General features: G+C 68.5%; 19 protein-coding genes. 11 read left to right on the top strand and 8 right to left on the bottom strand.

Going from position 1 to position 23,503, the window contains the following annotated elements; translation table 11 throughout:
* Positions 1-63: 63 nt before the first annotated feature.
* Positions 64-1,062 (bottom strand): prolyl aminopeptidase, encoded by a 999-nt coding sequence (pip, locus tag ACFQZV_RS03380; protein ID WP_378750850.1) that lies wholly within the window; start codon positions 1,060-1,062, stop codon positions 64-66.
* Positions 1,063-1,202: 140 nt separating this feature from the next.
* Between pip and ACFQZV_RS03375 the strand changes: the two genes are divergently transcribed.
* From ACFQZV_RS03375 to ACFQZV_RS03365, 3 genes are read left to right on the top strand one after another with little or no spacing between them, the layout of a single operon-like run.
* On the top strand, positions 1,203-2,210 hold the full coding sequence (locus ACFQZV_RS03375) for a malate dehydrogenase (RefSeq protein ID WP_378750852.1): 1,008 nt from the start codon (positions 1,203-1,205) through the stop codon (positions 2,208-2,210).
* 4 nt (positions 2,211-2,214) lie between these two features.
* A complete protein-coding gene (locus ACFQZV_RS03370; protein ID WP_378750854.1) occupies positions 2,215-3,906 on the top strand; it encodes a cation:proton antiporter in 1,692 nt (563 codons plus the stop codon).
* A 52-nt stretch (positions 3,907-3,958) separates the two neighbouring features.
* The gene (locus ACFQZV_RS03365; RefSeq protein ID WP_378750857.1) at positions 3,959-4,432 is read left to right on the top strand and encodes a recombinase family protein; all 474 of its coding nucleotides are present in this window, start codon (positions 3,959-3,961) and stop codon (positions 4,430-4,432) included.
* Between the two features lie 14 nt (positions 4,433-4,446).
* On the opposite strand, the gene ACFQZV_RS03360 is transcribed toward ACFQZV_RS03365, so the two are convergent.
* From ACFQZV_RS03360 to ACFQZV_RS03350, 3 genes are all read right to left on the bottom strand, one after another.
* Positions 4,447-6,795 carry an ATP-binding cassette domain-containing protein gene (locus ACFQZV_RS03360; protein ID WP_378750859.1) on the bottom strand — a complete coding sequence of 783 codons (2,349 nt, stop codon included), beginning with the start codon at positions 6,793-6,795 and terminating at the stop codon, positions 4,447-4,449.
* A gap of 183 nt (positions 6,796-6,978) precedes the next feature.
* The gene (locus ACFQZV_RS03355; protein WP_378750861.1) at positions 6,979-7,548 is read right to left on the bottom strand and encodes a DNA-3-methyladenine glycosylase I; all 570 of its coding nucleotides are present in this window, start codon (positions 7,546-7,548) and stop codon (positions 6,979-6,981) included.
* 52 nt (positions 7,549-7,600) lie between these two features.
* Complete coding sequence (locus ACFQZV_RS03350) at positions 7,601-9,709, bottom strand: acyl-CoA dehydrogenase family protein (RefSeq protein ID WP_378750863.1); 2,109 nt, start codon at positions 9,707-9,709, stop codon at positions 7,601-7,603.
* Between the two features lie 203 nt (positions 9,710-9,912).
* Between ACFQZV_RS03350 and ACFQZV_RS03345 the strand changes: the two genes are divergently transcribed.
* Positions 9,913-11,460, top strand: a complete 1,548-nt coding sequence (locus ACFQZV_RS03345; protein ID WP_378750865.1) for an asparaginase domain-containing protein — start codon at positions 9,913-9,915, stop codon at positions 11,458-11,460.
* A gap of 6 nt (positions 11,461-11,466) precedes the next feature.
* Here ACFQZV_RS03345 and ACFQZV_RS03340 read toward each other — a convergent pair whose 3' ends face one another.
* The 4 genes from ACFQZV_RS03340 to ACFQZV_RS03325 all read right to left on the bottom strand — a co-directional run bounded on the left by ACFQZV_RS03340 (position 11,467) and on the right by ACFQZV_RS03325 (position 17,185).
* Complete coding sequence (locus ACFQZV_RS03340; RefSeq protein ID WP_378750867.1) at positions 11,467-11,859, bottom strand: TIGR03618 family F420-dependent PPOX class oxidoreductase; 393 nt, start codon at positions 11,857-11,859, stop codon at positions 11,467-11,469.
* Between the two features lie 17 nt (positions 11,860-11,876).
* Entirely contained in the window at positions 11,877-13,847 is a 1,971-nt protein-coding gene (recQ, locus tag ACFQZV_RS03335) for a DNA helicase RecQ (protein ID WP_378750869.1), read from the bottom strand.
* A gap of 40 nt (positions 13,848-13,887) precedes the next feature.
* Positions 13,888-14,436 carry a DUF1697 domain-containing protein gene (locus ACFQZV_RS03330; RefSeq protein WP_378750871.1) on the bottom strand — a complete coding sequence of 183 codons (549 nt, stop codon included), beginning with the start codon at positions 14,434-14,436 and terminating at the stop codon, positions 13,888-13,890.
* Between the two features lie 202 nt (positions 14,437-14,638).
* Positions 14,639-17,185: a DEAD/DEAH box helicase gene (locus ACFQZV_RS03325; protein ID WP_378754162.1), complete on the bottom strand. Its 2,547-nt coding sequence runs from the start codon at positions 17,183-17,185 to the stop codon at positions 14,639-14,641.
* Positions 17,186-17,285: 100 nt separating this feature from the next.
* On the opposite strand from ACFQZV_RS03325, the gene ACFQZV_RS03320 reads away from it, so the two are divergent.
* The 7 genes from ACFQZV_RS03320 (at position 17,286) to ACFQZV_RS03290 (ending at position 23,303) form a co-directional block, all read left to right on the top strand.
* Positions 17,286-17,597 (top strand): GNAT family N-acetyltransferase, encoded by a 312-nt coding sequence (locus tag ACFQZV_RS03320; protein ID WP_378754164.1) that lies wholly within the window; start codon positions 17,286-17,288, stop codon positions 17,595-17,597.
* A gap of 4 nt (positions 17,598-17,601) precedes the next feature.
* Positions 17,602-18,591: a pirin family protein gene (locus ACFQZV_RS03315; protein ID WP_378754166.1), complete on the top strand. Its 990-nt coding sequence runs from the start codon at positions 17,602-17,604 to the stop codon at positions 18,589-18,591.
* Between the two features lie 28 nt (positions 18,592-18,619).
* Positions 18,620-19,174, top strand: coding sequence for an ECF transporter S component (locus ACFQZV_RS03310; protein ID WP_378754168.1), 555 nt, complete (start codon positions 18,620-18,622; stop codon positions 19,172-19,174).
* 133 nt (positions 19,175-19,307) lie between these two features.
* Complete coding sequence (locus ACFQZV_RS03305) at positions 19,308-20,993, top strand: ABC transporter ATP-binding protein (protein ID WP_378754182.1); 1,686 nt, start codon at positions 19,308-19,310, stop codon at positions 20,991-20,993.
* Entirely contained in the window at positions 20,990-21,838 is an 849-nt protein-coding gene (locus ACFQZV_RS03300; RefSeq protein WP_378754170.1) for an energy-coupling factor transporter transmembrane component T family protein, read from the top strand. Before ACFQZV_RS03305 ends, ACFQZV_RS03300 begins: the two co-directional genes overlap by 4 nt.
* A 26-nt stretch (positions 21,839-21,864) precedes the next feature.
* Positions 21,865-22,731 carry a siderophore-interacting protein gene (locus ACFQZV_RS03295; protein WP_378754172.1) on the top strand — a complete coding sequence of 289 codons (867 nt, stop codon included), beginning with the start codon at positions 21,865-21,867 and terminating at the stop codon, positions 22,729-22,731.
* Positions 22,728-23,303 carry an ECF transporter S component gene (locus tag ACFQZV_RS03290; RefSeq protein WP_378754174.1) on the top strand — a complete coding sequence of 192 codons (576 nt, stop codon included), beginning with the start codon at positions 22,728-22,730 and terminating at the stop codon, positions 23,301-23,303. The genes ACFQZV_RS03295 and ACFQZV_RS03290 overlap by 4 nt, the downstream gene beginning before the upstream one ends.
* The last annotated feature ends 200 nt before the right edge of the window (positions 23,304-23,503 follow it).

The following is a 23,503-nucleotide window of genomic DNA, read 5'->3' as shown; positions in this document are numbered from 1 at the left end:
CGTCCGAGTCCGCCCGTGGCCTCTAGACGCCCGTCTATCCCGGGAGTATACCGACGAGTGCCGTCAGAGTGGGAGCGTGTCGGCGTGGGGTCGGAACCCGTCGGTCGCGGCCCGCAACGCGGCGGCTATTCCCGGTTCGGATGCCGCGTGTCCCGCGTCGTCGACGATCTCCAGCCGAGCCTGCGGCCATGCACGGTGCAGATCCCATGCCGTCATGATCGGCGTGCACACGTCGTACCGGCCCTGCACGATGACGCTCGGGATGTCACTCAGCGTGTGCGCACGGTCGATCAACTGGCCCTCGTCGAACCACCCTCCGTGAACGAAGTAGTGGTTCTCGATGCGGGCGAACGCCGTCGCCGCAGCGGGCTCTGCCATGCGCGTGACCAGCGCCGGATCCGGCCTCAGCGTCACTGCGCGTGCCTCCCACGTCGACCACGCCACCGACGCAGGAACGTGCACGCCAGGGTCGGGGTCGTTCAACCTGCGGTGATAGGCGTCGATGAGTCGCGACCGTTCGAGCACGGGAATGGGCGCGACGAAGTCCTCCCACGCGTCCGGGAGGATTGCCGAAGCGCCCCCCTCGTAGAACCATTCGAGCTCGTGTCGCCGCAGAGTGAAGATCCCCCGGAGCACGAGTTCACTCACGGCTTCGGGGTGTGCCTGTGCATAGGCGAGCGCGAGGGCGCTGCCCCAGGAGCCACCGAACACCTGCCAGCGCTCGATCCCCAGGTTGCGGCGCAGGAGCTCCATATCGGCGACGAGGTGCCACGTGGTGTTGAACCGCAGGTCGGTGCCCGGGTCACTCGCGTGCGGGGTGGACTTGCCGCATCCGCGTTGGTCGAACAACACGATGCGGTAGGCATCAGGATCGAAGAACCGCCGATGCCAGGGTGAGGTTCCTCCGCCGGGCCCCCCGTGCAAGAAAACGACGGGCTTGCCCTCGGGATTGCCGGATTGCTCCCACGCGATCCGGTTTCCGTCGCCGACGAGCAGCTGACCCGACTCATACGGTTCGATCGGCGGATACAGCAGGCCGTCGAGGTGCAACGGGGCGCTCATGTCGCGCTCCCCGGCGCACCCCCGGGGAGCGGGCCGCGTCGCCCGGCACCCACGCAGATGTGGAAGATCATGCGATCACGGTACATCCCGATTCGCCCGCGCACCGGGAAATTCGCGGCACTCGGCAATAGGCTCGGCGCATGGCTGCTGCAACGACCATCACGATCACCGGGGCCGGCGGACAGATCGGCTATGCCCTGCTCTATAGGATCGCGGCAGGCGACATGCTCGGCGCCGACCGCAGCGTGCGTCTGCGTCTGCTCGAGATCCCGCAGGGAATGCGTGCCGCCGAAGGTGCGGCGCTCGAACTGCAGGACTGCGCTTTCCCGCTGCTCGACGACGTCGAGGTGACCGACGACGCCGACGTCGCGTTCGACGGCGCGAACATCGCCCTCCTCGTCGGCGCGCGCCCGCGCGGGCCGGGCATGGAACGTGCCGATCTCCTCGCCGCCAACGCGGGGATCTTCGGTCCGCAGGGCGCCGCGATCGCACGCGGTGCAGCATCCGACATCCGCGTGGTCGCCGTCGGCAACCCGGCGAACACGAACGCGCTGATCGCTGCCGCCTCAGCGACCGGTGTCCCGGCCGATCGCTTCTCGGCATTGACGCGTCTCGATCACAACCGAGCGATCGGCCAGCTGGCCGCCCGACTCGGGGCACGACCCGATGCTGTGCGCAACGTGGCGATCTGGGGCAACCATTCAGCGACGCAGTTCCCCGACATCTCCCACGCCACCGTCGACGGGATCCCCCTGATCGACGCGCTCTCAGGAACGCTGGGCGGCGAGGCCGCCGCCCATGCGTGGCTCGACGACGAATTCATCCCCCGTGTCGCCAAGCGCGGAGCGGAGATCATCGACGTCCGGGGATCATCATCCGTCGCCTCGGCCGCGAACGCCGCGATCGAGCACGTCCGGGACGAACAGCTCGGGACGGCCGGCGGATGGACCTCGGCGGCCGTCGTGTCGCACGGCGAATACGGCGTACCCGAGGGACTCGTCTGTTCGTTCCCCGTCGTCTCCGACGGCTCCGGCTACCGAATCGTCGACGACCTGCCGCTCGACGCCCGTGCACGAGAACGGTTCGGCGCGTCCGTGGCCGAACTCGTCGCCGAACGCGATGCCGTGCGCAACCTCGGACTGCTCTGAACCCATGACCGAGACGCTGGTCGTCGCGATCGCCGCGGTGGTGGCGATCGCCGTGGCGACGACCATCGCCCCGAAGATCAAGGTGGCCGGCCCGCTGATCCTCGTGGCCGTCGGCATCGGCGTGAGTCTGCTGCCGTTCGTCCCCGACATCCAGGTCGATCCTGAGATCATCCTCGTGGGTGTTCTCCCTCCGCTGCTGTACTCGGCTGCGGTGTCGCTGCCGGCGATCGAATTCCGCCGCGATCTGGGCCACATCTCGGGACTTGCGGTGCTCCTCGTCGTGATCAGTTCGGTCGCGCTCGCGTTCTTCTTCGTCGCGGTGATCCCCGGGTTGTCGTTCTTCCTCGCGCTGGCGCTCGGCGCCATCCTGAGTCCGACGGATGCGGTGGCCACCTCCATTGCGAAGCGACTCGGCATCTCACGGCGCGTGGTGACGCTCCTGGAGGGCGAGAGCCTGCTCAACGACGCGACCTCTCTGGTCATCATGCGCACCGCAGTTGCCGCCGCCCTGCTCGGAAGCGTGCCCGACGGGGGATTCATCGGCGCGTTCGTATGGGGAGTGATCGTGGCGGCCGCCATCGGCGCGCTCATCGGCTACCTCAACCTGCGTCTGCGCGCGTTCGTGCGGCATTCAGCCGCCAACACCGCCATCGGCTTCGTCGTGCCGTTCGCCGCCTTCATCCCCACCGAAGAACTCGGCGGATCGGGCCTGGTCGCGGCCGTCGTGGCCGGGATCGTCACCGGCCAGGGATCGGTGCGCTGGTTCACGCCCGAGCAGCGCATGTCGGATGCCGTCAACTGGCGCACCATCGAACTCGTCCTCGAGGGTTCGGTCTTCCTTGTGATGGGACTCGAGCTGAGCGAAATCGTCGGAGAGAACGCGGCGAGCGACGAGGGAATCTGGCACGGGCCGATGCTTGCGGTGGTCGCGTTCGTGATCGTGCTCGGCGTGCGCGCCGCATACGTCGCGCTGCTCGTGGTGTTCCAGGGCCGACGCGCGCGCGACCGTCGACACGCGCGACTGGCGCGACTTTCGGAGCACATCGACCGCCATGCCGATCGGCCGACCCATGGCTCCCCGCATCCGCGCGGCTCGCGCAGACTCGCCCGCATCCTCGCCGACCTCGCCTACTATCGCGCCGACGCGATCGGCTGGCGTCACGGCACCGTCATCGTGTGGGCGGGCATGCGCGGGGTGGTGACCCTCGCCGCTGCACAGACCCTGCCCCGTGACACACCCGAGCGCCCGTTGCTGATCTTCGTGGCCTTCCTCGTCGCCGTCGGCAGCCTCATGCTGCAAGGACTCACCCTGCCGTGGGTCGTGCGGATGCTGAAGGTCGACGACGCGGGCGAGCAGGTCACCCGCGCCGATCAACGTCGCCTGGATGCCGAATTGCGCGAGGCCGCCGCATCCGCTCTTCCCGGCGGCGACCTCACGCGCCAAGACGGATCGTACTTCCCGGACAGCCTGCTCGCGGGCGTCGGGAGCAGGCTCACCGAACCACCTGACGACGCGACCGGCCCACTCGCCCGCGACGCGCTGGAGCTACGACTCGCGCTCATCGAGGTGATGAGGAGGCGCCTCGACGAGGTCTCCACAGGCGGTGGATACAGCACCTCGGCACTCCGACACGCGCTGGCCGAGCTGGACGCCGCCGAAATGAGTCTGCGCCTCCGACTCGACGGACAATCCTGATGCACCCCAAGAGGTCCCGATGCGGGAGAATGGTCGGGACGAAGGGGCGCCCATGAGCGAGACGATCAGTGCGGATGCGGCATCCGGTCCTGTAGACGAGGCCGCGCCCACCGGCGCCCTGGCCCTCCCCCATCTCGCCGCCGACTGCCCCCGATGTTTCACCGAACTACAGGACGATCACAACTGGTGGCGCGCCCGCCCCGCAGGATCGCGACTCGTCGGTCTCGTCATCGCCCGCGATGACATGCCCCCGGTGGTCGAGCAGCGCAACGATCTCACCCGCTTCGGTGTGCCGATCGAGGGGTTCCGGCATCCATCACCGGAGACCCTCGAATCGTGGGAAGACCGCCTGACGCGCCTGTTCGGGCGCTTGGAACGCGGCGACGTGCTCGTGGTCTCGAACGTGCACGCACTCGGACGCGACATCGATGAAGAAACCCGCACCGTGGCAGAACTGCGCCGCCGAGGTGTCATGGTGAAGGTCGTCAACCACGGCGGACGCCATCTGTACGACACGGGCCGCTGAGGGCTCGCGGCTCGTTACCGGCCGACGTAGGCCGCGAGGTGTTGCGCCGTGAGCGTGTGCCCGGCGTCGACGAGATCGCTGGGCGATCCCTCGAAGACGATCGCGCCGCCCTCGTGGCCGGCACCGGGTCCGATGTCGATGATCCAGTCGGCATGGGCCATCACCGCCTGGTGGTGCTCGATGACGATGACGGAGTTTCCGGAGTCGACGAGCCGGTCGAGCAGCTCGAGCAGGGTGTCGACGTCGGCCAAGTGCAACCCGGTCGTCGGTTCATCGAGAACGTAGATCGCGCCCTTCTTGGCCATCGAGATCGCGAGCTTCAACCGTTGACGTTCCCCGCCCGACAGGGTGTTCAGCGCCTGGCCGAGCGTGATGTATCCGAGGCCCACATCGATCATCCGCGACAGCGTCGTGTGCGCCGCCCCCTTCGTGAAGAACTCCGCCGCCTCGCCGGCCGACATCGACAGCACCTCGGCGATGTTCTTGCCGTCGAGCAGGTACTCCAACACGGCGTCACTGAATCCGGTGCCGTGACACAACTCGCACAGCGTCTCGACCGACTGCGTGAACCCGAGGCTCGTGATGATCACGCCCAATCCCTTGCACGCGGGGCACGCGCCCTCGGAGTTCGCGCTGAACAGACCCGGCTTGACGCCGTTCGCCTTGGCGAAGGCGCTGCGGATCGTGTCGAGAAGCCCCGTGTAGGTGGCAGGGCTCGAGCGGCGCGACCCCTTGATGGGCGACTGGTCGACCACGACGACATCATCGAAGGCCGGCACGTTTCCGTGGATCAGTGACGACTTTCCCGACCCGGCGACACCGGTCACGACCGTCAGCACACCGAGCGGGATGTCGACGTCGACGTCGCGCAGGTTGTGCTGCGATGCCCCGCGGATCTCGAGTGCGCCGGTCGCGGAGCGCACCGCATCCTTCAGCCGCGCGCGATGGTCGAGGTGGCGACCGGTGACCGTTGCCGATGCCCGCAGGCCGGCGACATCGCCCGTGTACTGGATCTTTCCGCCGGCGCGCCCCGCACCGGGACCCAGATCGACGATGTGATCGGCGATCTCGATCACCTCGGGCTTGTGCTCGACGACGAGCACGGTGTTGCCCTTGTCGCGCAATTGCCGGAGCAGATCGTTCATGCGCTGGATGTCGTGCGGGTGAAGACCGGCGGTGGGTTCGTCGAACACGTACGTGATGTCGGTGAGTGAAGAGCCGAGGTGCCGGATCATCTTGGTGCGCTGCGCCTCACCGCCCGACAGGGTGCCCGATGCGCGGTCGAGCGAGAGGTAGCCCAGACCGATCTCGACGAACGAATCGATCGTGTGACGCAGAGCCTGCAGGAGCGGCCCCACCGAGGGGTCGTCGATCGTGCGCAACCACGCGGCGAGATCGGTGATCTGCATCGCGGCGGCCTCGGCGATGTTGACCCCGCCGATACGCGATGACCGCGCACCCTCATTGAGACGGCTTCCGCCGCATTCGGGGCACGGAAGGAACTTCACCGCGCGGTCGACGAAGGCGCGGATGTGGGGCTGCAGCGCGTCGCGGTCTTTCTGCAGGAACGACTTGGTGATCTTCGGGACGAGACCCTCGTACGTCATGTTGATACCCGCGGCCTTGACCTTCGTGGGCTCTTTGTAGAGGAAGTCGGCGCGCTCGGCCTCGGTGAAGTCCTGGATCGGCTTGTCGGCGTCGAAGAATCCCGACTCGGTGAAGATCCTCACCATCCAGCCGTCGACCGAATAGCCGGGAATCGTCAGAGCCCCCTGCGAGAGCGACTTGGTCTTGTCGAACAGCTCGTCGAGGTCGACGTCGCTGACCTCGCCCAGCCCTTCGCAGTGTGGGCACATACCGCCGGTGATCTCGAAAGAGCGCCGCTCCTTCTTGCCTTTGTCCTTGCCGACGTGGATCTCGACCGCACCGGCTCCCTTGACCGAGGGGATGTTGAACGAGAACGCCTGCGGCGACCCCACATGCGGGTCGCCGAGGCGGCTGAAGAGGATGCGGAGCATCGCATGGGCGTCCGTCGCCGTCCCCACCGTCGAGCGCGAGTTCGCCCCCATGCGCTCCTGATCGACGATGATCGCCGGGCTGATGTTCTCGAGCGCGTCGATCTCGGGCCGGTTCAGTTGCGCCATGAACTGCTGCACGAAGGTCGGATACGTCTCGTTGATGAGACGCTGCGACTCGTTCGCGATCGTGCCGAATACGAGCGATGACTTGCCCGAGCCGCTGACACCCGTGAACACCGTGAGCCGACGTTTGGGGATCTCGACGCTGACGTCCTTGAGGTTGTTCTCCCTGGCCCCCACGACCCGGATGACCTCGTGAGAATCGGCGATGTGCGGCTCTGCCATGGGACCTCCCCCGATCGATGGCGACGCTACATTGTGCACCCTCTCGCGGACACCCGTGGTCCGCAGTGTCGGCCGCGTGAGACCTCCCTCCGCGCCGGTCGCATCGATCTGCGACCCCGCGTGCGGGTACCGCACCCGGGGCGGTGAAGCAAGACGGGGTGTCGCATTCCTGCGGCGCGGGGATCAGGTCGCGCGCCAGCAGCCGATCAGGTGGTCGTCGACCATTCCCGCCGACTGCATGAGGGCGTACATCGTCGTCGGGCCGACGAACCGGAAACCACGCTTCCGCAGCGCCTTGCTCACAGCGTCCGACTCGAGCGTGGTCGCTGGAACCTCCGTCATCGAGGCCGGTCGCGGCTTCAATGGCGGCGCGAACGACCACATCAACGCGTCGAGCTCGCCGGGTTCCATCGCCTCGACGAGCGCCGCGTTCGAGATGGTCGCCAGGATCTTCGCGCGATTGCGGATGATTCCCGCATCCGCCATCAGCCGTTCGACGTCATCGTCGTCGAACGCGGCGACGACGGCAGGATCGAAACCCGCGAACACCTCACGGAACCGCGGACGCTTTCGCAGGATCGTGATCCAGCTGAGCCCGGCTTGGAACCCCTCGAGACTCATCTTCTCGAACAGGGCACGGTCGCCGTGCAGCGGCCGCCCCCACTCTTCGTCGTGATACCGCCGATACTCGGCGTCGTCGCCGACCCAGGCGCACCGCGCGATGCCGTCGGGCCCGATGCGCACGCTCGTCATGCGCCCACCCTACGAGCAGACGAGACGTCGAGTGGCCGGTCGTACGCGACGACTACTTCCGCTTCTTCTTCAGGCTCTTCTCCGACACCGGCGCCTCACCCGAAGCGCGAAGCGCGGCGTAGTACTCCCGCGCCTCGTTCTGCCGCTCAAGCTCCGCGCCCGACGCGATCGGCGCGCGCACATGCTCAGGCTCGAAGCCATACGCATCCACGAGGTCCTGAGCGTGCGGACGCAGTCGGGCAGAGAGTCGATCGATGTACCGAGACACGGAGGCCGCGCGCTGCGCGGACAGCCGTCCATTGATGAGGTACCACGCGAGATGCTTCTCGATGAGGTACATGCCGAACAGGTCACGCAACCAGATGAGCACCTGCCGCGTGCCCTCGTCGGTGACCTTCGCGACGCCGTCGGTGAAGGCCTCCCACTGCAGCAGTTCGCCGTGTGCGCGCGCTGCTTCGATCAGCTCGGACTGATTTTGATTGAACAGGTCGGCGGCCTCGTCGGCGGGCATCTTGGCGGCCGGCCGCATACGACCCGCGACATCGGCGACCATCTGCTGCACTCGGTCGGTGAGCAACTCATGCTGCTGCTCGGCGCGCAGCCCGAGTTCGACCGAACGTGCCGTCGACCCGAAATCGGTCACGGCCTGACCGAGCGCCCGCAGACCCGCACCGTGGAAGACCTTGCCCGCGGTCTGCCCGACGGCGAAACGCGCGAGGGCCGCGGCATCCTTGTCCTTGAACTGCTGGGCGAAGTCCGAGAGCAGGCGCTTGCCGACGAGCTGGAGCAGCACGTTGTTGTCTCCCTCGAACGTGGCGTACACGTCGAGGTCCTGGTGAAGTCCCACCATGCGGTTCTCGGCGAGGAATCCCGCGCCACCGCAGGCCTCGCGGGCTTCCTGAACGGTCGAGAGGGCGTTCCATGTCGATAGTGGCTTCAACGCGGCGGCAAGCGTCTCGAGGTCTTCACGAGCGTCGGGGGTGTCGCCCTTGCCGCTGAAGACATCGTCGAACTTGCGCAGCAACTCGTCATTCGAGAAGAACTGCGCGTAGTTCTGAGCCAGGAGCGGCAGGAGCCGCCGCTGGTGCTTTCCGTAGTCCAGCAGCACGACCTCATCGGTGCCTGCCCCCGAGTCGAACTGGCGACGCTGGTTGGCGTAGGTGAGGGCGATGTACAGCGCGAGGGCAGTGCCAGTGGTCGCAGCACCGTCGAGCGAGACGCGCCCCTGCACGAGGGCGCCGAGCATCGTGAAGAAGCGGCGGCCGGGGCTGTCGATCTCGCTCGTGTAGCTACCATCCGCGGCGACCTGCCCGTAGCGGTCGAGCAGGTTGAAGCGCGGCACGCGCACCTGGTCGAAGTGCAGACGCCCGTTGTCGATGCCGTTCAGGCCTCCCTTGACGCCGTCGTCCTCACCGCCGACGCCGGGCAGGAACGTGCCCTCCTCGTCGCGGATCGGCACGTAGAAGCAGTGGACGCCGTAATTCACGCCGCCGGTGATGAGCTGGGCGAAGACAGTGGCCGCCCGACCGTGCAGGGCCGCGTTGCCGAGGTAGTCCTTCCAGGCTCCCCGGAAGGGCGTGTGGATGACGAACTCCTCGGTGTCGGGGTCGTACGTCGCGGTGGTGCCGATCGCGGCGACGTCCGAACCGTGTCCGGTCTCGGTCATCGCGAACGCCCCCGGGATGCTGGCGTCGATGATGCCCGGCAGCCACTCATCGTGGTGCTTCTTCGTCCCCAGCTGGTACACCGCCGATCCGAAGAGGCCCCACTGCACGCCCGACTTGATCTGCAGGCTGGGGTCGGCGAGCACGAGTTCCATGAACCCGGCCAGGTTCGCACCGTTGTCGTCGAGACCGCCGTACTCCTTCGGGAAGGCCCGCTTGGACGCACCGTGCTGCACGAGCAGGTGCACCTGCGACATGACCCGCTCGCGGTGCTCGGCCATCGGCATCCCGTCGACGCGCCACAGGGCGGGGTCCTTGATCATCTCGCGCGCTTCGCGGCGGGTGTGCGCCCACGTGCCGAGGAGCAGGTCGGTGACCGCATCGACGTCGATGCGGGGCTCGGCCGCCTCTTCCGCCGTGTGCGGCGCGGTCGGTGCGCCGCCGGCGGGCGTGCGGGTGTGTGTGGCGGGAGTGGTGGGACGAACGATGTCGGCCATGGCGGCACCTTTCGGTGGAAGGGAGGTTCGCATCCAACCGTAGAACCCGCACAACCGATCCTCAACGGACATGGAGGATTCATACATCTCACGCGCGGGACGTCTCAGGCCGTAGTTGTACGGCGAGAACAGCCGAAGCGCGAACCTGAACGCGCGCTGAACACGCGACCCGCGCGGCGCTAGCCTCGATCCAGGAGGCGACGATGCGGATAGCGCTCATCAACACCGGCGGCACCATCAGCTGCACCGGCACACCCCTGACACCGATGGGGGCGGCACCCTTCGCGGCCGCGGCCCGGGCGACGCTCGACCCGATCTTCGCCCAGCAATTCGACGATGTCGAGATCGACTACATCACCGACCTGTCGTTCCCCGAGTCGCAGACGGGCACACTGGATTCCACGAACCTGCAGCCCAGCGACTGGTGTCTGCTCGCGGACCGGATTCTGGGTGACTACACGAGGTACGACGCGTGGATCGTGCTGCACGGCACCGACACGATGGCGTACACCGCCGGAGCGCTGCCGTTCTTGCTGTCGGCGTTCGACGCCCGCGGGGTTGCCACGGCCGTGCTCGACAAGCCCGTCGTGCTGACCGGGTCTCAGGTGCCCCTGTTCAGCGAGGATGCGACCACGGGCACGCTGAGCCTTCGGTTCAACACCGACGCGTTCCAAAACGTGTGCGCCGCCGTCGCCGCGGCGCACACGGGCATCCCTGAGGTGATGGTCGCTTTCCGCGGTGACGTCTTCCGCGGCGCGCGCGTGCTGAAGACGAACGCGACGATGGACGATGCGTTCTCGTCCCCCAACCTGCCGCCGCTCGCCCAGCTCGGGATCACGCTGATGGTCGACCCCGAAGAGCCCCTCGCGGGGCCGGTCGATCGATCCGTGAGCCTGTCGGATGCCGCGACCCTCGACCGCGCCCGAGACCGGCTCGCGCACATCACAGCCCGTATCCCGCACACGGCCGTTGCGCCGCTTGCCGCCTTTCCCGCGGCGGTCGGTGCACCCGGCTTTCTCGAGAAGCTCATCGACGCGTATGTGGACACCGGTGCGAACGGGATCGTGCTGGAGTCCTACGGCGAGGGCAACTTCCCCTCCGGAAATCCCGACGACCCGGCCACGGGCGCGATCGCCCGTGCCATCCGGGCCGCCACGGCGTCAGGGGTGCTCATCGTCAATGCGACCCAGGTGCTGGCCGGAACCGTCGATGCCACCGCTTATGCCGCAGGGTCGTGGCTGGCGGATGCCGGGGCCGTGTCGATCGGCGATATGACACCGATCGCGGCGCTGACGAAAGCTCTTGTGCTCCTGAGCGAGCGGGGGTGGACGGGGAACGACTGGCAGGAACCGACCGTGCGCCACCTCATGCGTCTGAGTCTCTTGGGCGAGTCGCGGGTGACCGATCGCCTCGACGCCCATCGCCGTCCGCAGTTGCTGCCGGGCGAGCAGATCACCTCCCTCGATGGTTCACGGGTGCTCGTCAACGACGAACTCCGCGGGCCGACGCTGCGAGACGCCAACGGCACGGTTCTGTGGACCGCGCTCACCAGCGTTGGACCGGACCGCGGCGGCCGGCTCATCGCCGACGGACGACGGGTCGTGTTCCGCGACCGTGACGGACGCGTGCTGTGGAGCGCCGGTGACGAGGACGTGTCGGGGCTGGTCGTCCAGGCCGACGCGAGCGCGAACCTGGTCCTCCTCGACCCGCGGGGACGACCAAGCGCCGTTCTCTCACCCGCGCCGGGGTGAGCGGGCTCAGCCGCTGTGATCGGTCGCCCATGCACGGTCGGGCATGATGCGGTAGGCGACAAGGCCGGAGCGCATTCCGAACTGCTCGCCCGTGTAGGCGCGTGCGAGCCGGTCGACGATCTGCATCGCGGCCTCCCCCGTGATCCGCTCGACCACGCGTCCGCGGACAGTGGCCATATCGAGCGGATGCTCGGGGTGCACGACCGACAGCGCCACACGAGGATCCCGCTGCAGGTTGCGATCCTTCAGCGACCCGTCTTCCATGAACACCACCAGGTGCTCCCCGTCGGCGCCGATCCACACGGGCACGACGTGCGGCCCACCATCGGGCATGAGCGTCGCGATGTGAACGATCGCCGCTCGATCGAAGTACGGGCGCACGGTCTCCCATGACGTCATGACCTCAGGCTAGCCCGCTAGGCGCCGGCGACGACCTCCAGCACGGCATCGCCATACGCTTCGCGCTTCTTCGCGCCGATACCGGTGACCCCGTCGAGATCGGCGAGAGATCGCGGACGCTTCTCGGCGAGCGCGCGCAACGTCGCGTCCCCGAACACGATGTACGCGGGCACACCGAGTTCTTTGGAGACACCCGCCCGCCACGCCCGCAGCGCCTCGAAGAGATCACGATCACCCTCGGCCACCTGCTCGGGCGCCGACGACTTTCGCAGGCGTGCCGGTGATCCGCCCCGGCCAAGCACGTCGCGCCGCAACGGAACGGGCTCTGCCCCGCGCAACACCGCGGCTCCGGGCTCCCCGAGCGCCAGGGTGCCGTACTCGCCACGAGCGACCAGGATGCCACGCGCCAACAGCTGTCGCACGACGCTGCGCCAGTCCTGCTCCGAGAGGTCAGCCCCGAGACCATAGGTCGACAGTGAGTCGTGTCCCTGCTGACGGATGCGGTCGGTGGATGCACCGCGGAGAATGTCGATCAGATGGCCCGCACCGAACGCCTGATTGCGCTCCCGCTGCAGCCGAACGATCGTCGAGAGGAGCTTTTGCGCGGGAATGAGCCCATCCCATGTGTCGGGCGCCTCAAGGCACGTGTCGCAGTTTCCGCACGGTTGCGACGCTTCACCGAAGTAGCCGAGCAGGTTCTGCCGCCGGCATCCGACCGTCTCACAGAGCGCGAGCATCGCGTCGAGGTGTTGACCGAGCCGCGTTTTGAAGGCGCGATCACCCGGGCTCTGGTCGATGAGCCGCCGCTGTTGCACCACATCACCCAAGCCGTAGGCCATCCAAGCGACGGAGGCCTCGCCATCACGTCCGGCGCGACCGGTCTCTTGGTAGTAGCCCTCGACCGACTTCGGCAGATCGATGTGGGCGACGAAACGCACGTCGGGTTTGTCGATGCCCATGCCGAACGCGATGGTCGCGACCATTACGACACCGTCGTCGCGTAAGAACCGTCCCTGGTTCGCCGCGCGCACCTCGGCAGGAAGCCCGGCGTGATACGGCAGTGCGTCGATGCCCTGGGCGCTGAGGAAGTCCGCCGTCTGCTCGACCGACTTGCGGCTGAGGGCGTAGACGATGCCCGCGGACCCCTCGGGCTGCGCCCGGATGAACGCCACCAACTGTCGCCGCGGGTCGACCTTCGCCTCGATGCGGTACTGGATGTTGGGGCGATCGAAACTGGCGACGAAATGCTTCGCCGACGGGAGCCGCAAGCGTTCGGTCAGCTCGCGATGGGTGTCACGGGTCGCGGTGGCGGTGAGCGCCATGCGCGGCACACCCGGGAAGCGTTCGTCGAGGTCACCCAGAGCGAGGTAGTCGGGGCGGAAGTCATGCCCCCACTGCGACACGCAGTGTGCTTCATCGATCGCGATGACGCTGAGCTTGCCCCGCTGGAGCAGCTTCGTGGTCGCAGTGCCCGAGAGCCGCTCGGGCGCCACGTAGAGCAGGTCGAGCTCACCGTCGAGGTACGCCCGCTCGACCGCCGCCCGGTCAGACGGCGACTGCGTCGAATTGAGGTAGGCCGCGCGCACGCCGTTCGCGCGGAGTGCGTCGACCTGATCGTGCATGAGCGCGATCAACGGACTGACGACGAGTCCCGTGCCCGCGCGGACGAGGGCGGGCACCTGGTATGTGACGCTTTTGCCGCCACCGGTCGGCATGAGTACGACGGCATCGCCACCGTCGATCACGTGTTCGACGATGTCGGCCTGGTCACCGCGGAATGCGTCGTAGCCGAAGACCTCCTTGAGCACCGCTCTCGGGTCGGAGCCGGTGAACTCACGGTGCGGGGCGCCGTCGAACAGGTCGTTCGCAGAGTCCGCTCCAGGCCCGTCGAATTCGGGGGGCGGTGCATCGAAGTCCGGCGGCGGCGCGTGGTCGTCGGGATCCCACACGAGGTCGGCGTACGGATCGTCGTACGAGTGGGAAGCCATCACCCCAGGGTAATCAGCCGCACCGACATCGGGGTGGGGGTCACCGCGCCGGAGTGCACCATTTCTCACCGAGGGTCGTCACGACGGTGGCGTTGCGGTTGGTCGCGATACCGAGCAGCTTCGTCGCGCCGAGCGGATCGACGACCCCGTCCTCGTACCCGGGCCGTAGAAGCGCGTGGGCGGCGCGCCCCCGCACGACCATGTCGCCGAGGTCGTTCGACGTCGCCTCGACGGCTTCTACGACAGACGCCGGGGGCTCTTCGGGCAGCAGATAGACGTAGTGCCGGGCGAGGCCTGGTCGCTCGGCGTGCAGCCGTGCGGTCTCGCGGGCGAGCTCGGCGAACTCCGAGGCCGAGAACACGATCGTGGGAACGTCGAAGCCGCGGTCTTCGAGGAACGCCCGTTCGAGCATCTGGGTGATGCGATCACGCGAGCGCATGGTGGTGTCGAACCGCACGTTGCCCGATGCGATGTACGTCTCGACCCCCGTGAAGCCGACACCCTCGACCACCCTCCGGATGTCGTCCTTGGGGAACTTGCGTTTCGCCCCGAGGTTCACCGCGCGGAGGAACGCCAGGTACGTCGTCATCCCCCGATTGTGCCCTGTCCCGCCCCCTGATCACCCTCCCGCCATAACTCCACGTACTCGGTCCCAGACGGCCCTGAACCGGCCCGCACCGCCTCAACCACCCCGGATTCGTGGAGTTGCGCCGGTCCGCCGACGCGCACAGCACGCTCCGCGACCACCGCCGCGGCGCCGCGGCGCCGCGGCGCCCACGACCGCCTCGGCCCTACAGCCGCACGACCTCGGTGACACGCACGACGGCGGTGCCTTCGTCGACCGACGCGGCCAGGTCGACCTCAGCGCGGATGCGCCAGTCGTGGTCGCCCGCCGGGTCGTCGATGGTCTGCTCCACCCGCCACATCCCCGACCCGGCCGCCGCCTCGTCGATCGTGCACAGCCGCGGCGAGCGCGCCGGCCCACCCGTGAGGATCTCGTCGTGGTCGTCGAAGTAGGCATCCAGCCGCCCCGGCCAGTCGACATCGGGGTCGAGCTCGACGAGAGCGTCGTCCTCCTGCCGCGCGGCGAGCTGCACCCGCCGGAACAGCTCGTTGCGCACGAGCACCGTGAACGCCCGCCGATTGGTGAGCACCGACGGCGGGGCGGGCGGAACCACCGGTTCGTCCGAGGCGGAGGTCGTCGGGTCGACGAGTGCTGCCCATTCGTCGACGAGCGAGGAGTCCACCTGGCGCACCAGCTCACCGAGCCACTCGACGATGTCGTCGAGTTCGGGCGTGCGGGCGTCTGCGGGCACGGTGTGGCGCAGTGCCCGATATGCGTCGGAGAGGTAGCGCAGCACGAGTCCCTCGCTGCGCGCGAGCTGATAGAACGACACCAGTTCCGAGAACGACATCGCCCGCTCGTACATGTCGCGCACGACCGACTTGGGCGAGAGGTCGAAGTCACGCACCCACGGCTGCGAGGGGGCGAAGGTCTCGAATGCCTGCGCGAGCAGCACATCGAGCGGCTTCGGGTAGGTGATCTCCTCGAGCAGCGCCATCCGCTCGTCGTATTCGATGCCGTCACGCTTCATCGCCGCGACCGCTTCGCCGCGCGCCCGGTACTCCTGCTGCGACAGGATCGCGCGGGGGTCGTCGAGCGTCGCTTCGATGACGCTGACGACGTCGAGCGCGTAGTGGCCCGATCCGGCGCGGTCGGGGGCGACGTCGTCGTCTGCGTCCGAAGCGAACCGCGCGGCGCCCGAGATGTCGTCGGGATCGAGCACGTCGATCGCGGCGAGCGCGAAGGGCGACAGGGGCTGGTTGAGTGCGAAATTGGGTTGGAGGTCCACCGTGAGTCGGGGCTGACCATCGGCGTCGACCTCGACGATCCCGGCGACGACGAGCGTGCGGAAGATCGCGATCGCTCGGCGGGCGAGTGCGTACCGGCGCGCCCGCGGCTCATGGTTGTCGAAGACCAGCGATCGCACGGCGGTGAAGACATCGCCCCCGCGGCCGATGACGTTGATGAGCATCGCGGCGGTCAGCTGCATGCGTGGGGCGAGCGGTTCGGGGGATGCGGTGACCAGCCGATCGAACGAGCCTTCACCCCAGTTGACGATCCCCTGAGGGGCCTTTTTCCGCACGATCTTCTTGCGCTTGGCGGGATCGTCCCCCGCCTTGCGCAACGCGACGGCGTTCTCGATCTCCCATTCGGGTGCCATGACGACGACGTTGCCGTAGGGGTCGTAGCCGGCTCGCCCGGCGCGTCCGGCGACCTGGTGGAACTCACGGGCGGTGAGTTGCCGCATCCGCTCACCGTCGAATTTCGCCAGCGCGGTGACGATGACGGTGCGGATCGGCACGTTGATCCCCACCCCGAGCGTGTCGGTGCCGCAGATCACCTTGAGCAACCCGCGTTGCGCGAGGGTCTCGACGAGCCGGCGGTAGCGCGGCAGCATGCCGGCGTGGTGGACGCCGATCCCCGCGCGCACAAGCCGCGAGAGGGTCTTGCCGAACCCCGTGGTGAAGCGGAAGCCGCCGATCGCCGTGGCGATCTCGTCCCGCTGTTCACATGAGGCGATCTTGGTGTTGACCAGCGCCTGGGCCCGCTCGAGTGCGGCAGCCTGCGAGAAATGCACGATGTAGATCGGTGCTTCTCGCTCGTCGAGCAGCTTCTGCACGACCTCGTGCACGGGCTCCCGCGCATACGAGAAGTGCAGCGACACGGGGCGCTCGACGCCCGTCACGAGCGCGACGGGGCGACCGGTGCGACGCTCGAGGTCTTCGGCGATCGTGGTGACGTTACCGAGCGTGGCCGACATCAACAGGAACTGTGCGCGCTCGAGGATGAGCAGCGGCACCTGCCATGCCCATCCGCGCTCGGGCTCGCCGTAGTAGTGGAACTCGTCCATGACGACCTGGTCGATGTCGGCGTCCGTGCCCTGACGCAGGGCGATGTTCGCCAGGATCTCGGCCGTGCAACACACGATGGGCGCGTCGGGATTCACCGAGGAGTCGCCCGTCACCATGCCGACGTTGTCGGCGCCGAAGATCTCGACGAGGGCGAAGAACTTCTCGCTCACGAGCGCTTTGATGGGGGCGGTGTAGTACGAGCGACCGCCGCGGGCGAGGGATGCCGCGTGCGCGGCGACGGCGACCAGGGACTTACCCGTCCCGGTCGGGGTGGACAGGATCACGTGGGCGCCCGAGACCAGTTCGATGACGGCTTCGTCCTGCGCCGGGTAGAGGTCGAGGCCGCGCCCGGCTGCCCATTCGACGAACGTGTCGTAGACGGCATCCGGCTCTGATCCGGCAACACGTTCGGACAGGTCCACCCTTCGAGTCTGCCCGACGCGCGAGCCTTCGTGGACGACGGCCCTCGCGGAACACCCGCGCGGCCGCCTACGTTGGAGTCAGCGACGAGAGGAACCGCCGGTGAGCGAACCGACCGAAGACACGAGCATCACACGCAACGACACCGAGCACCGCTACGAGATCCACGTGGGTGACGTGCTCGCGGGGTTCACGGAATTCGAGGTGAACGGACGCGGTGCCTACGTGTACCCGCACACGGTGATCGATCCCGCCTTTCGGGGTCGCGGTCTCTCCGGGGAGCTGATCGGCTACGCCATGAGGGATTCCGCCGCGCGGGGCGAGACGGTCGTGCCGGTGTGCCCCGCCGTCGTGAAGTGGCTCCGCGAGAACGAAGTACCCGGACTCGACATCGCGTGGCGTAGCGAGAGCTGATGTCATGACGCGCCTCGATGCCGACAGCGCCGTCGCGGCGGAGTCGCCCGTGGCGTGTGAGGGTCCGCGGGCGCTGCTGCTTGAGATGCGCGAGGTACCGCTGGGCGGCGTTCGGGGAATGGAGGTGCACCGCGCACTGCCGCAGCGCGACCTTCCGCTCGTGGGGGCCTGGTGTTTTCTCGACCGGTTCGGGCCGCAAGACACGCTCATGCGCGTCGAACCGCACCCGCACATCGGGTTGCAGACGGTGACGTGGCCGCTCGTCGGTGAGGTGCGCCACCGCGACTCGCTGGGCAGCGACGTGCTCGTGCAGCGTGGGGCGCTCAACATCATGACCAGCGGCGTCGGCATCGCCCACTCCGAGTACTCAGTCGGCGACGGCCCGGCGCCCCTGGACGCCCTGCAGTTGTGGGTGGCACTGCCCGAGAGCCGCCGGCACGGCGATCCCTCGTTCGAGCGACACGACGATCTGCCCATCGTGACGCTCCCTTCGGACGGTGGGCGTCCCGCGGAGGTAGCCGTCGTCGTCGGCTCCTTCGGCGACGCGACGTCGCCGGCGACGATGTACACCCCCATCGTCGGCGCCGAAATCTTCCTCCCGGCGGGCGCGCGTGTGACCGTTCCGCTCGCGCCGGAGTGGGAGTACGCCCTCGCCGGTGTCGACGGCGAGGTCGAGGTTGCAGCATCCGACGAGGGCATGACCACGCTCGACCGCAGCCATCTGCTGTACCTGGGCCGAGGTCGCGAGGAGGTGGTCGTGACGACCGCCGACGACGAGGCGACGCTCTTCCTGTTGGGCGGGGAGCCGTTCGACGACGAGATCGTCATGTGGTGGAACTTCGTCGGTCGATCGCACGATGAGATCGTTGAGGCCAGGGAGGCGTGGGAGTCCGGCTCGGCCCGCTTCGGCCATGTCGTCGGTCACGGTGACGAGCGGATCCCGGCCCCGCCGCTGCCCGCGGTGAAGCTCACCCGCAGACGCCGGCGCATCTGACGCCGCCCACCGCCGGTAGCATCGACGCGTGGCCCGATCCTCGCTCCTGTCGACGCGTGTGCTGCTCGTCTGCGCGGCGATCGGTGTCGCCACGGGTCTTCTCGGCGGCATCGCCGGATGGATCACGGTGCCTCTGCTCGCCTGGCTTCCCGTCGTCTACGGGCTCGTCCTGGGCGTGCACGTGCTTCCCGGCATCATCGCGCAGGAGACACTGCGCCTGCCGTGGGTGGCCCTGGCGACGCACGTGATCGCGGCGTTGGTCTCCAGCGCCATCGCCCCGGTGTACGCGATGCAGTTCCTGGGGACGGCGGTCCTCTTCGGCGGGATCCAGGAACTCGTGGCCGCACTGGTGCGCTACCGCACGTGGGCGGCGTGGCGGTTCTTCATCTCGGCGGTCGTGATCGGGCTCGTCGTGGCTGCGGCGGTTTTCTTCGCCGCGCATCTCGGCGCGTTCCCTGTGTGGGCGCAGATCACGTATCTCGTCGTCTCGGTGCTCGGTCCGGTGGTGTGGACGGCTGTGGGCCTGGGCATCGGCGTCGGTCTGCGTCGGGCGGGCGTCGCTCGCCGAGGCACGCCAGCTTAGGGTCGGCTAAGCTAACCAGGACTCCGCATCCGTCCTGAAAGACCCCGTGACCGCATCCGAGCGCGACAGCTCCGCCGTCCCGTCACTCGATCCGTCGAAGCGCACGGCGGTGACCGGTGGTCCCCTTGCACAGATGCGCGACGTCGCGATCAGGCACGAAGGGCAGGATGCCGCGGTCCCGGCCGGCGTCACCTTCGACATCTCGCCGGGCGAGGTCGTGCTGCTGCTCGGCCCCAGCGGATCGGGCAAGTCGACGCTCACCCTCGCGATGAACGGACTGATCCCCCACGCCGTACCCGCCACGGTGTCGGGAGCGATCGACATCGCCGGCATTTGGACGACCGACGGGACGGTCGCGGAACTCAGCACCCACGTCGCGATGGTGTTCCAAGATCCCGACGCCCAACTGGTCACCGGCACCGTTCTCGACGAGGTCGCGTTCGGGCCCGAGAACCTGCGTCTTCCGGTGGACGAGGTCCTCACCCGCTCCGAGAGCGCGCTCCGCCGGGTCGGGCTGTGGGAGCGTCGCGCGGAGAACCCCGACCGCCTCTCCGGCGGAGGGCGGCAGCGTCTCGCGATCGCCTGCGCCCTCGCGATGGGCGCCCCGCTCCTCGTTCTCGACGAGCCGACGGCCAACCTCGACCCGCGCGGCATCGAAGAGGTGTACGCCGCCCTGGCCGACCTCGTCACCGCCGGCGACCGAGCGATCCTGCTCGTCGAGCACAACCTCGACGCGGCGGCGGACTTCGTCGACCGGGTCGTCGTCCTCGATCACGACGGTACGGTCGTCGCGGATGGAACCGTCGACGAGGTGCTTCGCGCCCGCGCGGAGGAACTGCACGACATGGGGGTGTGGCTCCCGATCTCCACGCTCGCCGCACTGCGGTTGCGGCGAGCCGGATACACGCTCGATCCCCTGCCGCTGACGCCCGCGCAGCTGCACGCGGCACTCACCCGGCACGCGCCGGTCGCTACAGGCCGTGTGGCCAAGAGTTCGAACGGCCCCGCCCGCCCGGCGATCGTGCGCGTGCGTGATCTGACCGTTCGCCGTGGTCGCACCGATGTACTGCGCGGCGTCGACATCGACGTCGCGGCCGGTGAGTTCGTCGCGGTCGTCGGCGCGAACGGGGCAGGAAAGACCACGCTCCTGCAGGCGATCGCCGGCGTGGTTCCACCGCCCCGGGGCACCGTGTACGTCGACGGACTCGACGTGGGACGTACGGATGCCCGCACCCTGGCGACCCGCATCGGGTTCGTGTTCCAGAACCCCGAGCACCAGTTCATCGCGCACACGGCGTTCGACGAGATCGCCCATGGCCTTCGCCGGCAGGGGCTCTCACCCGACGAGGTCGACGCCCGCGCGCACGCGCTCCTGGATCGCTTCGGGCTGGCGCACAAGGCCGACACCCACCCCTTCTTGCTGTCGGGCGGGCAGAAGCGCCGCCTCTCCGTCGGCACGGCACTCGTCGCCGGCGCCCCCCTCCTCGCACTCGACGAACCGACGTTCGGCCAGGACCGCGCACGCGCCGACGAACTCCTCGGGCTTCTGCGCGAGCTCAACGACGAAGGGACGACGGTCCTCGTCGTCACCCACGACATGCAATTGGTGGCCGAGTACGCCGACCGCACGATCGTCGTCGGTGAAGGCGGCATCCTCCGTTCCGCACCGACCGCCGACGTCTTCGCGGATGACGAGCTCGTCACCCGGGCGGGCCTCCGCCTGCCGCCGCTGCGGCAGGCACTTCAGGGGTTGACGGCGCATCCGGAACTCGCGCGCATCGCACGCCTGGGCGATCTCCCCGACGGGCGGGAACGATGAGCGCCACGGGGCCCGTCCTGACCGTTGGACCGGCGGAGCGTCGCTTCGACCCGTACGCCGCCGGCGAGTCGGCATCCGGCATCCGATTCCTCTACGGACTCAACCCGCTCGCGAAGCTGTTCGCGCCGATTCCGGTGATCGTCCTGCTGGTGTTCGTGCGGGATGCCGCGACCCCCGCCGCGTTCCTCGTGCTCGCGTACGTCCTGCTCCTGGTCGGCGCCCGGTTCACGCTGCGCCTGGTGCTCTTCCTCGCTCTCGCGATCCCGCTGGCAGCGCTCGTCCTCGGCCTCGGGTTCTCGATGTGGACCGACGCTGCCCTGGTCGACGCGACACCGGTCGTGTGGCAGGTGGGCGGCTGGACCCTGTATCGCGGCGCGATCGAGATCGGGCTCGCGACCGGACTTCGCCTGGCCGCCATCGTCGCCCTGACCCTCGTCGCGGGACTCACCACCACCGGCCCCGACCTCGTCCGCGCCAGCGTGCAGCAACTGCGGGTGCCGTATCGCATCGGGTATACCGCCCTCGCCGCGTTCCGTTTCGTACCGCGCTTCGGCCACGAGCTCGACATCATCCGGCAAGCACACCGCGTGCGCGGAGCCCACGGCGGACGTGGACCGTTCTCGGCCCTGGCCCGCTGGTTCGGGTACATCGTGCCCCTCATGGCCGGAGCCATCCGTCACGCCGAACGTGTCGCCCTCGCCATGGACGCCCGCGCCTTCGGCGCCCACCCCGACCGCACCGAACGTCACCTCGTGCCGTGGCGCGCACGCGACACCGTGTTCGTCGCCGCCTTCTGGGCGGTCTCGGCCGTCATCCTCGTCATCCTGTTCCCCTGGGGCTTGTGACCCCCTTCAGATCCAAGGAGTGATCCGTGGCCTCTGCCAGTCGCCTCGTGAAGCCTGCCGTGCAGGAGCTCATGCACACGTCGGTCGCGCGCACCGAACGACTCTCTCCCCACTGGATGCGGGTGACCCTCTCGGGAGGGGAACTCGACCGTTTCGCTCCCCTGGGCTACGACCAGTGGTTCCGCATCTTCCTTCCCCTCGGTGGCGAGGAGGGGATGGAACGCATCCCCGCGAAGGCGAACAAGCTGTTCGGCTACCTGAAGTACCTGCGCATTCCCGACGGGGTGCGGCCCGTCATGCGCAACTACACGGTGCGGGCCTTCCGCGCCGCATCCGACGACTCGCCTGCCGAACTCGACGTGGACTTCGTCCTGCACGGTTCGGCAGCGGATGGCACCGCCGGCCCTGCCTCTGGCTGGGCGGAGACCTGTGAGCCCGGCGACAACGTCGTGCTCATCGACGAGGGGCTCGCCTTCAACCCGGCGCGTGGCACCGACCGCGTCGTCCTCGTCGCCGACGAGACCGGGTTGCCCGCGGTCGCCGCGATCTGCGCTTCGCTCCCGGCTGAGGCGACCGGACGGGCGATCGTCGAGGTCGGCGACGAGGCCGACGCGCTCGCGTTCGACCACCCGGCCGGTATCGACGTGCAGTGGGTCATCCGGGATGCGGGCGCCAAACCGGGCGCCGGCGCCCTCACCGCACTCATCGCCGCGGAGCTGCCCGCATCCCCCTTCCACGCCTACATCGTGGGCGAACAGGCGCTGCCGACGGGCGCGCGCCGCCACCTGACCACCGAACGCGGAGTCGCGAAGGACCGGGTGAGCTTCTGCGGATACTGGCGCGCCGGCGCGGCTTCGCCCACGCCCAAGGCCCAGGCCGGAGCTAACGCGTGAGCGGGCCTCGCACGCAGCGCCGGCGTGGGATGAGCGGTGTCTCGACGGCATACCTGTTGACGTGCGCGGCGATCGGGGTGGCCGCGGGGATCTTGCTCGGGGTGTCGTGGTTCGTCTCGGCGTCGCTGTTCGTGGCGCTACCGATGGTCTCTCTCGGGATCGCGGGAATCTGGCTCCTGCCCGCTGTCGTCGCGCTGCGCCTCATCCAGCGCCCAGGCGCGGGATTGCTCGTCGGCCTCATCTCGGGGCTCGTCATCGCGCCGTTCTTCACGATCGGCGCGGTCGCGACCACCCTGTGGTGGGCGTTCTTTCCCGAACTGCCGTTCCTGGTGACCCTCTACCGCAGGTGGAACACGTGGCTGCACTACGCCGGGGCGCTCGTCGTCGGCATCGTGTACCCGCTGGCCTCGGCCGCGTCGTTCAACCTCTGGACGATCCCCGTCGGCATGCAGGTGCTGTTCTTCGTGATCACGATCGCGTCGTGCCTCGCGGGAACCTGGCTCGGAATCGTCATCGCCGATCGCCTCCGCAAGGCCGGGGTGGCCCGCCTCGCCCGACGCCGGACGGCCTGACCGGTCACGGCCGGACCGCTCAAGGCGCCATCCCCGTTCACTGGTCGCACATGTACGCGCCGCACCCCGAGCGCGTGCATTCGCGTCCACTGAACACCAGCCCGGACGCCGCACCTCGGTTCACTGGCCGCACATGTACGCCCGGTGCCCCAGTGCCCGTACATTCGGGTCCACCGAACTGTGCATAGCGCCGGGACATG

Source organism: Microbacterium koreense (assembly GCF_042677105.1).
GTDB lineage: Bacteria > Actinomycetota > Actinomycetes > Actinomycetales > Microbacteriaceae > Microbacterium > Microbacterium koreense.
This window is presented reverse-complemented; position numbering and strand designations above follow the sequence as displayed.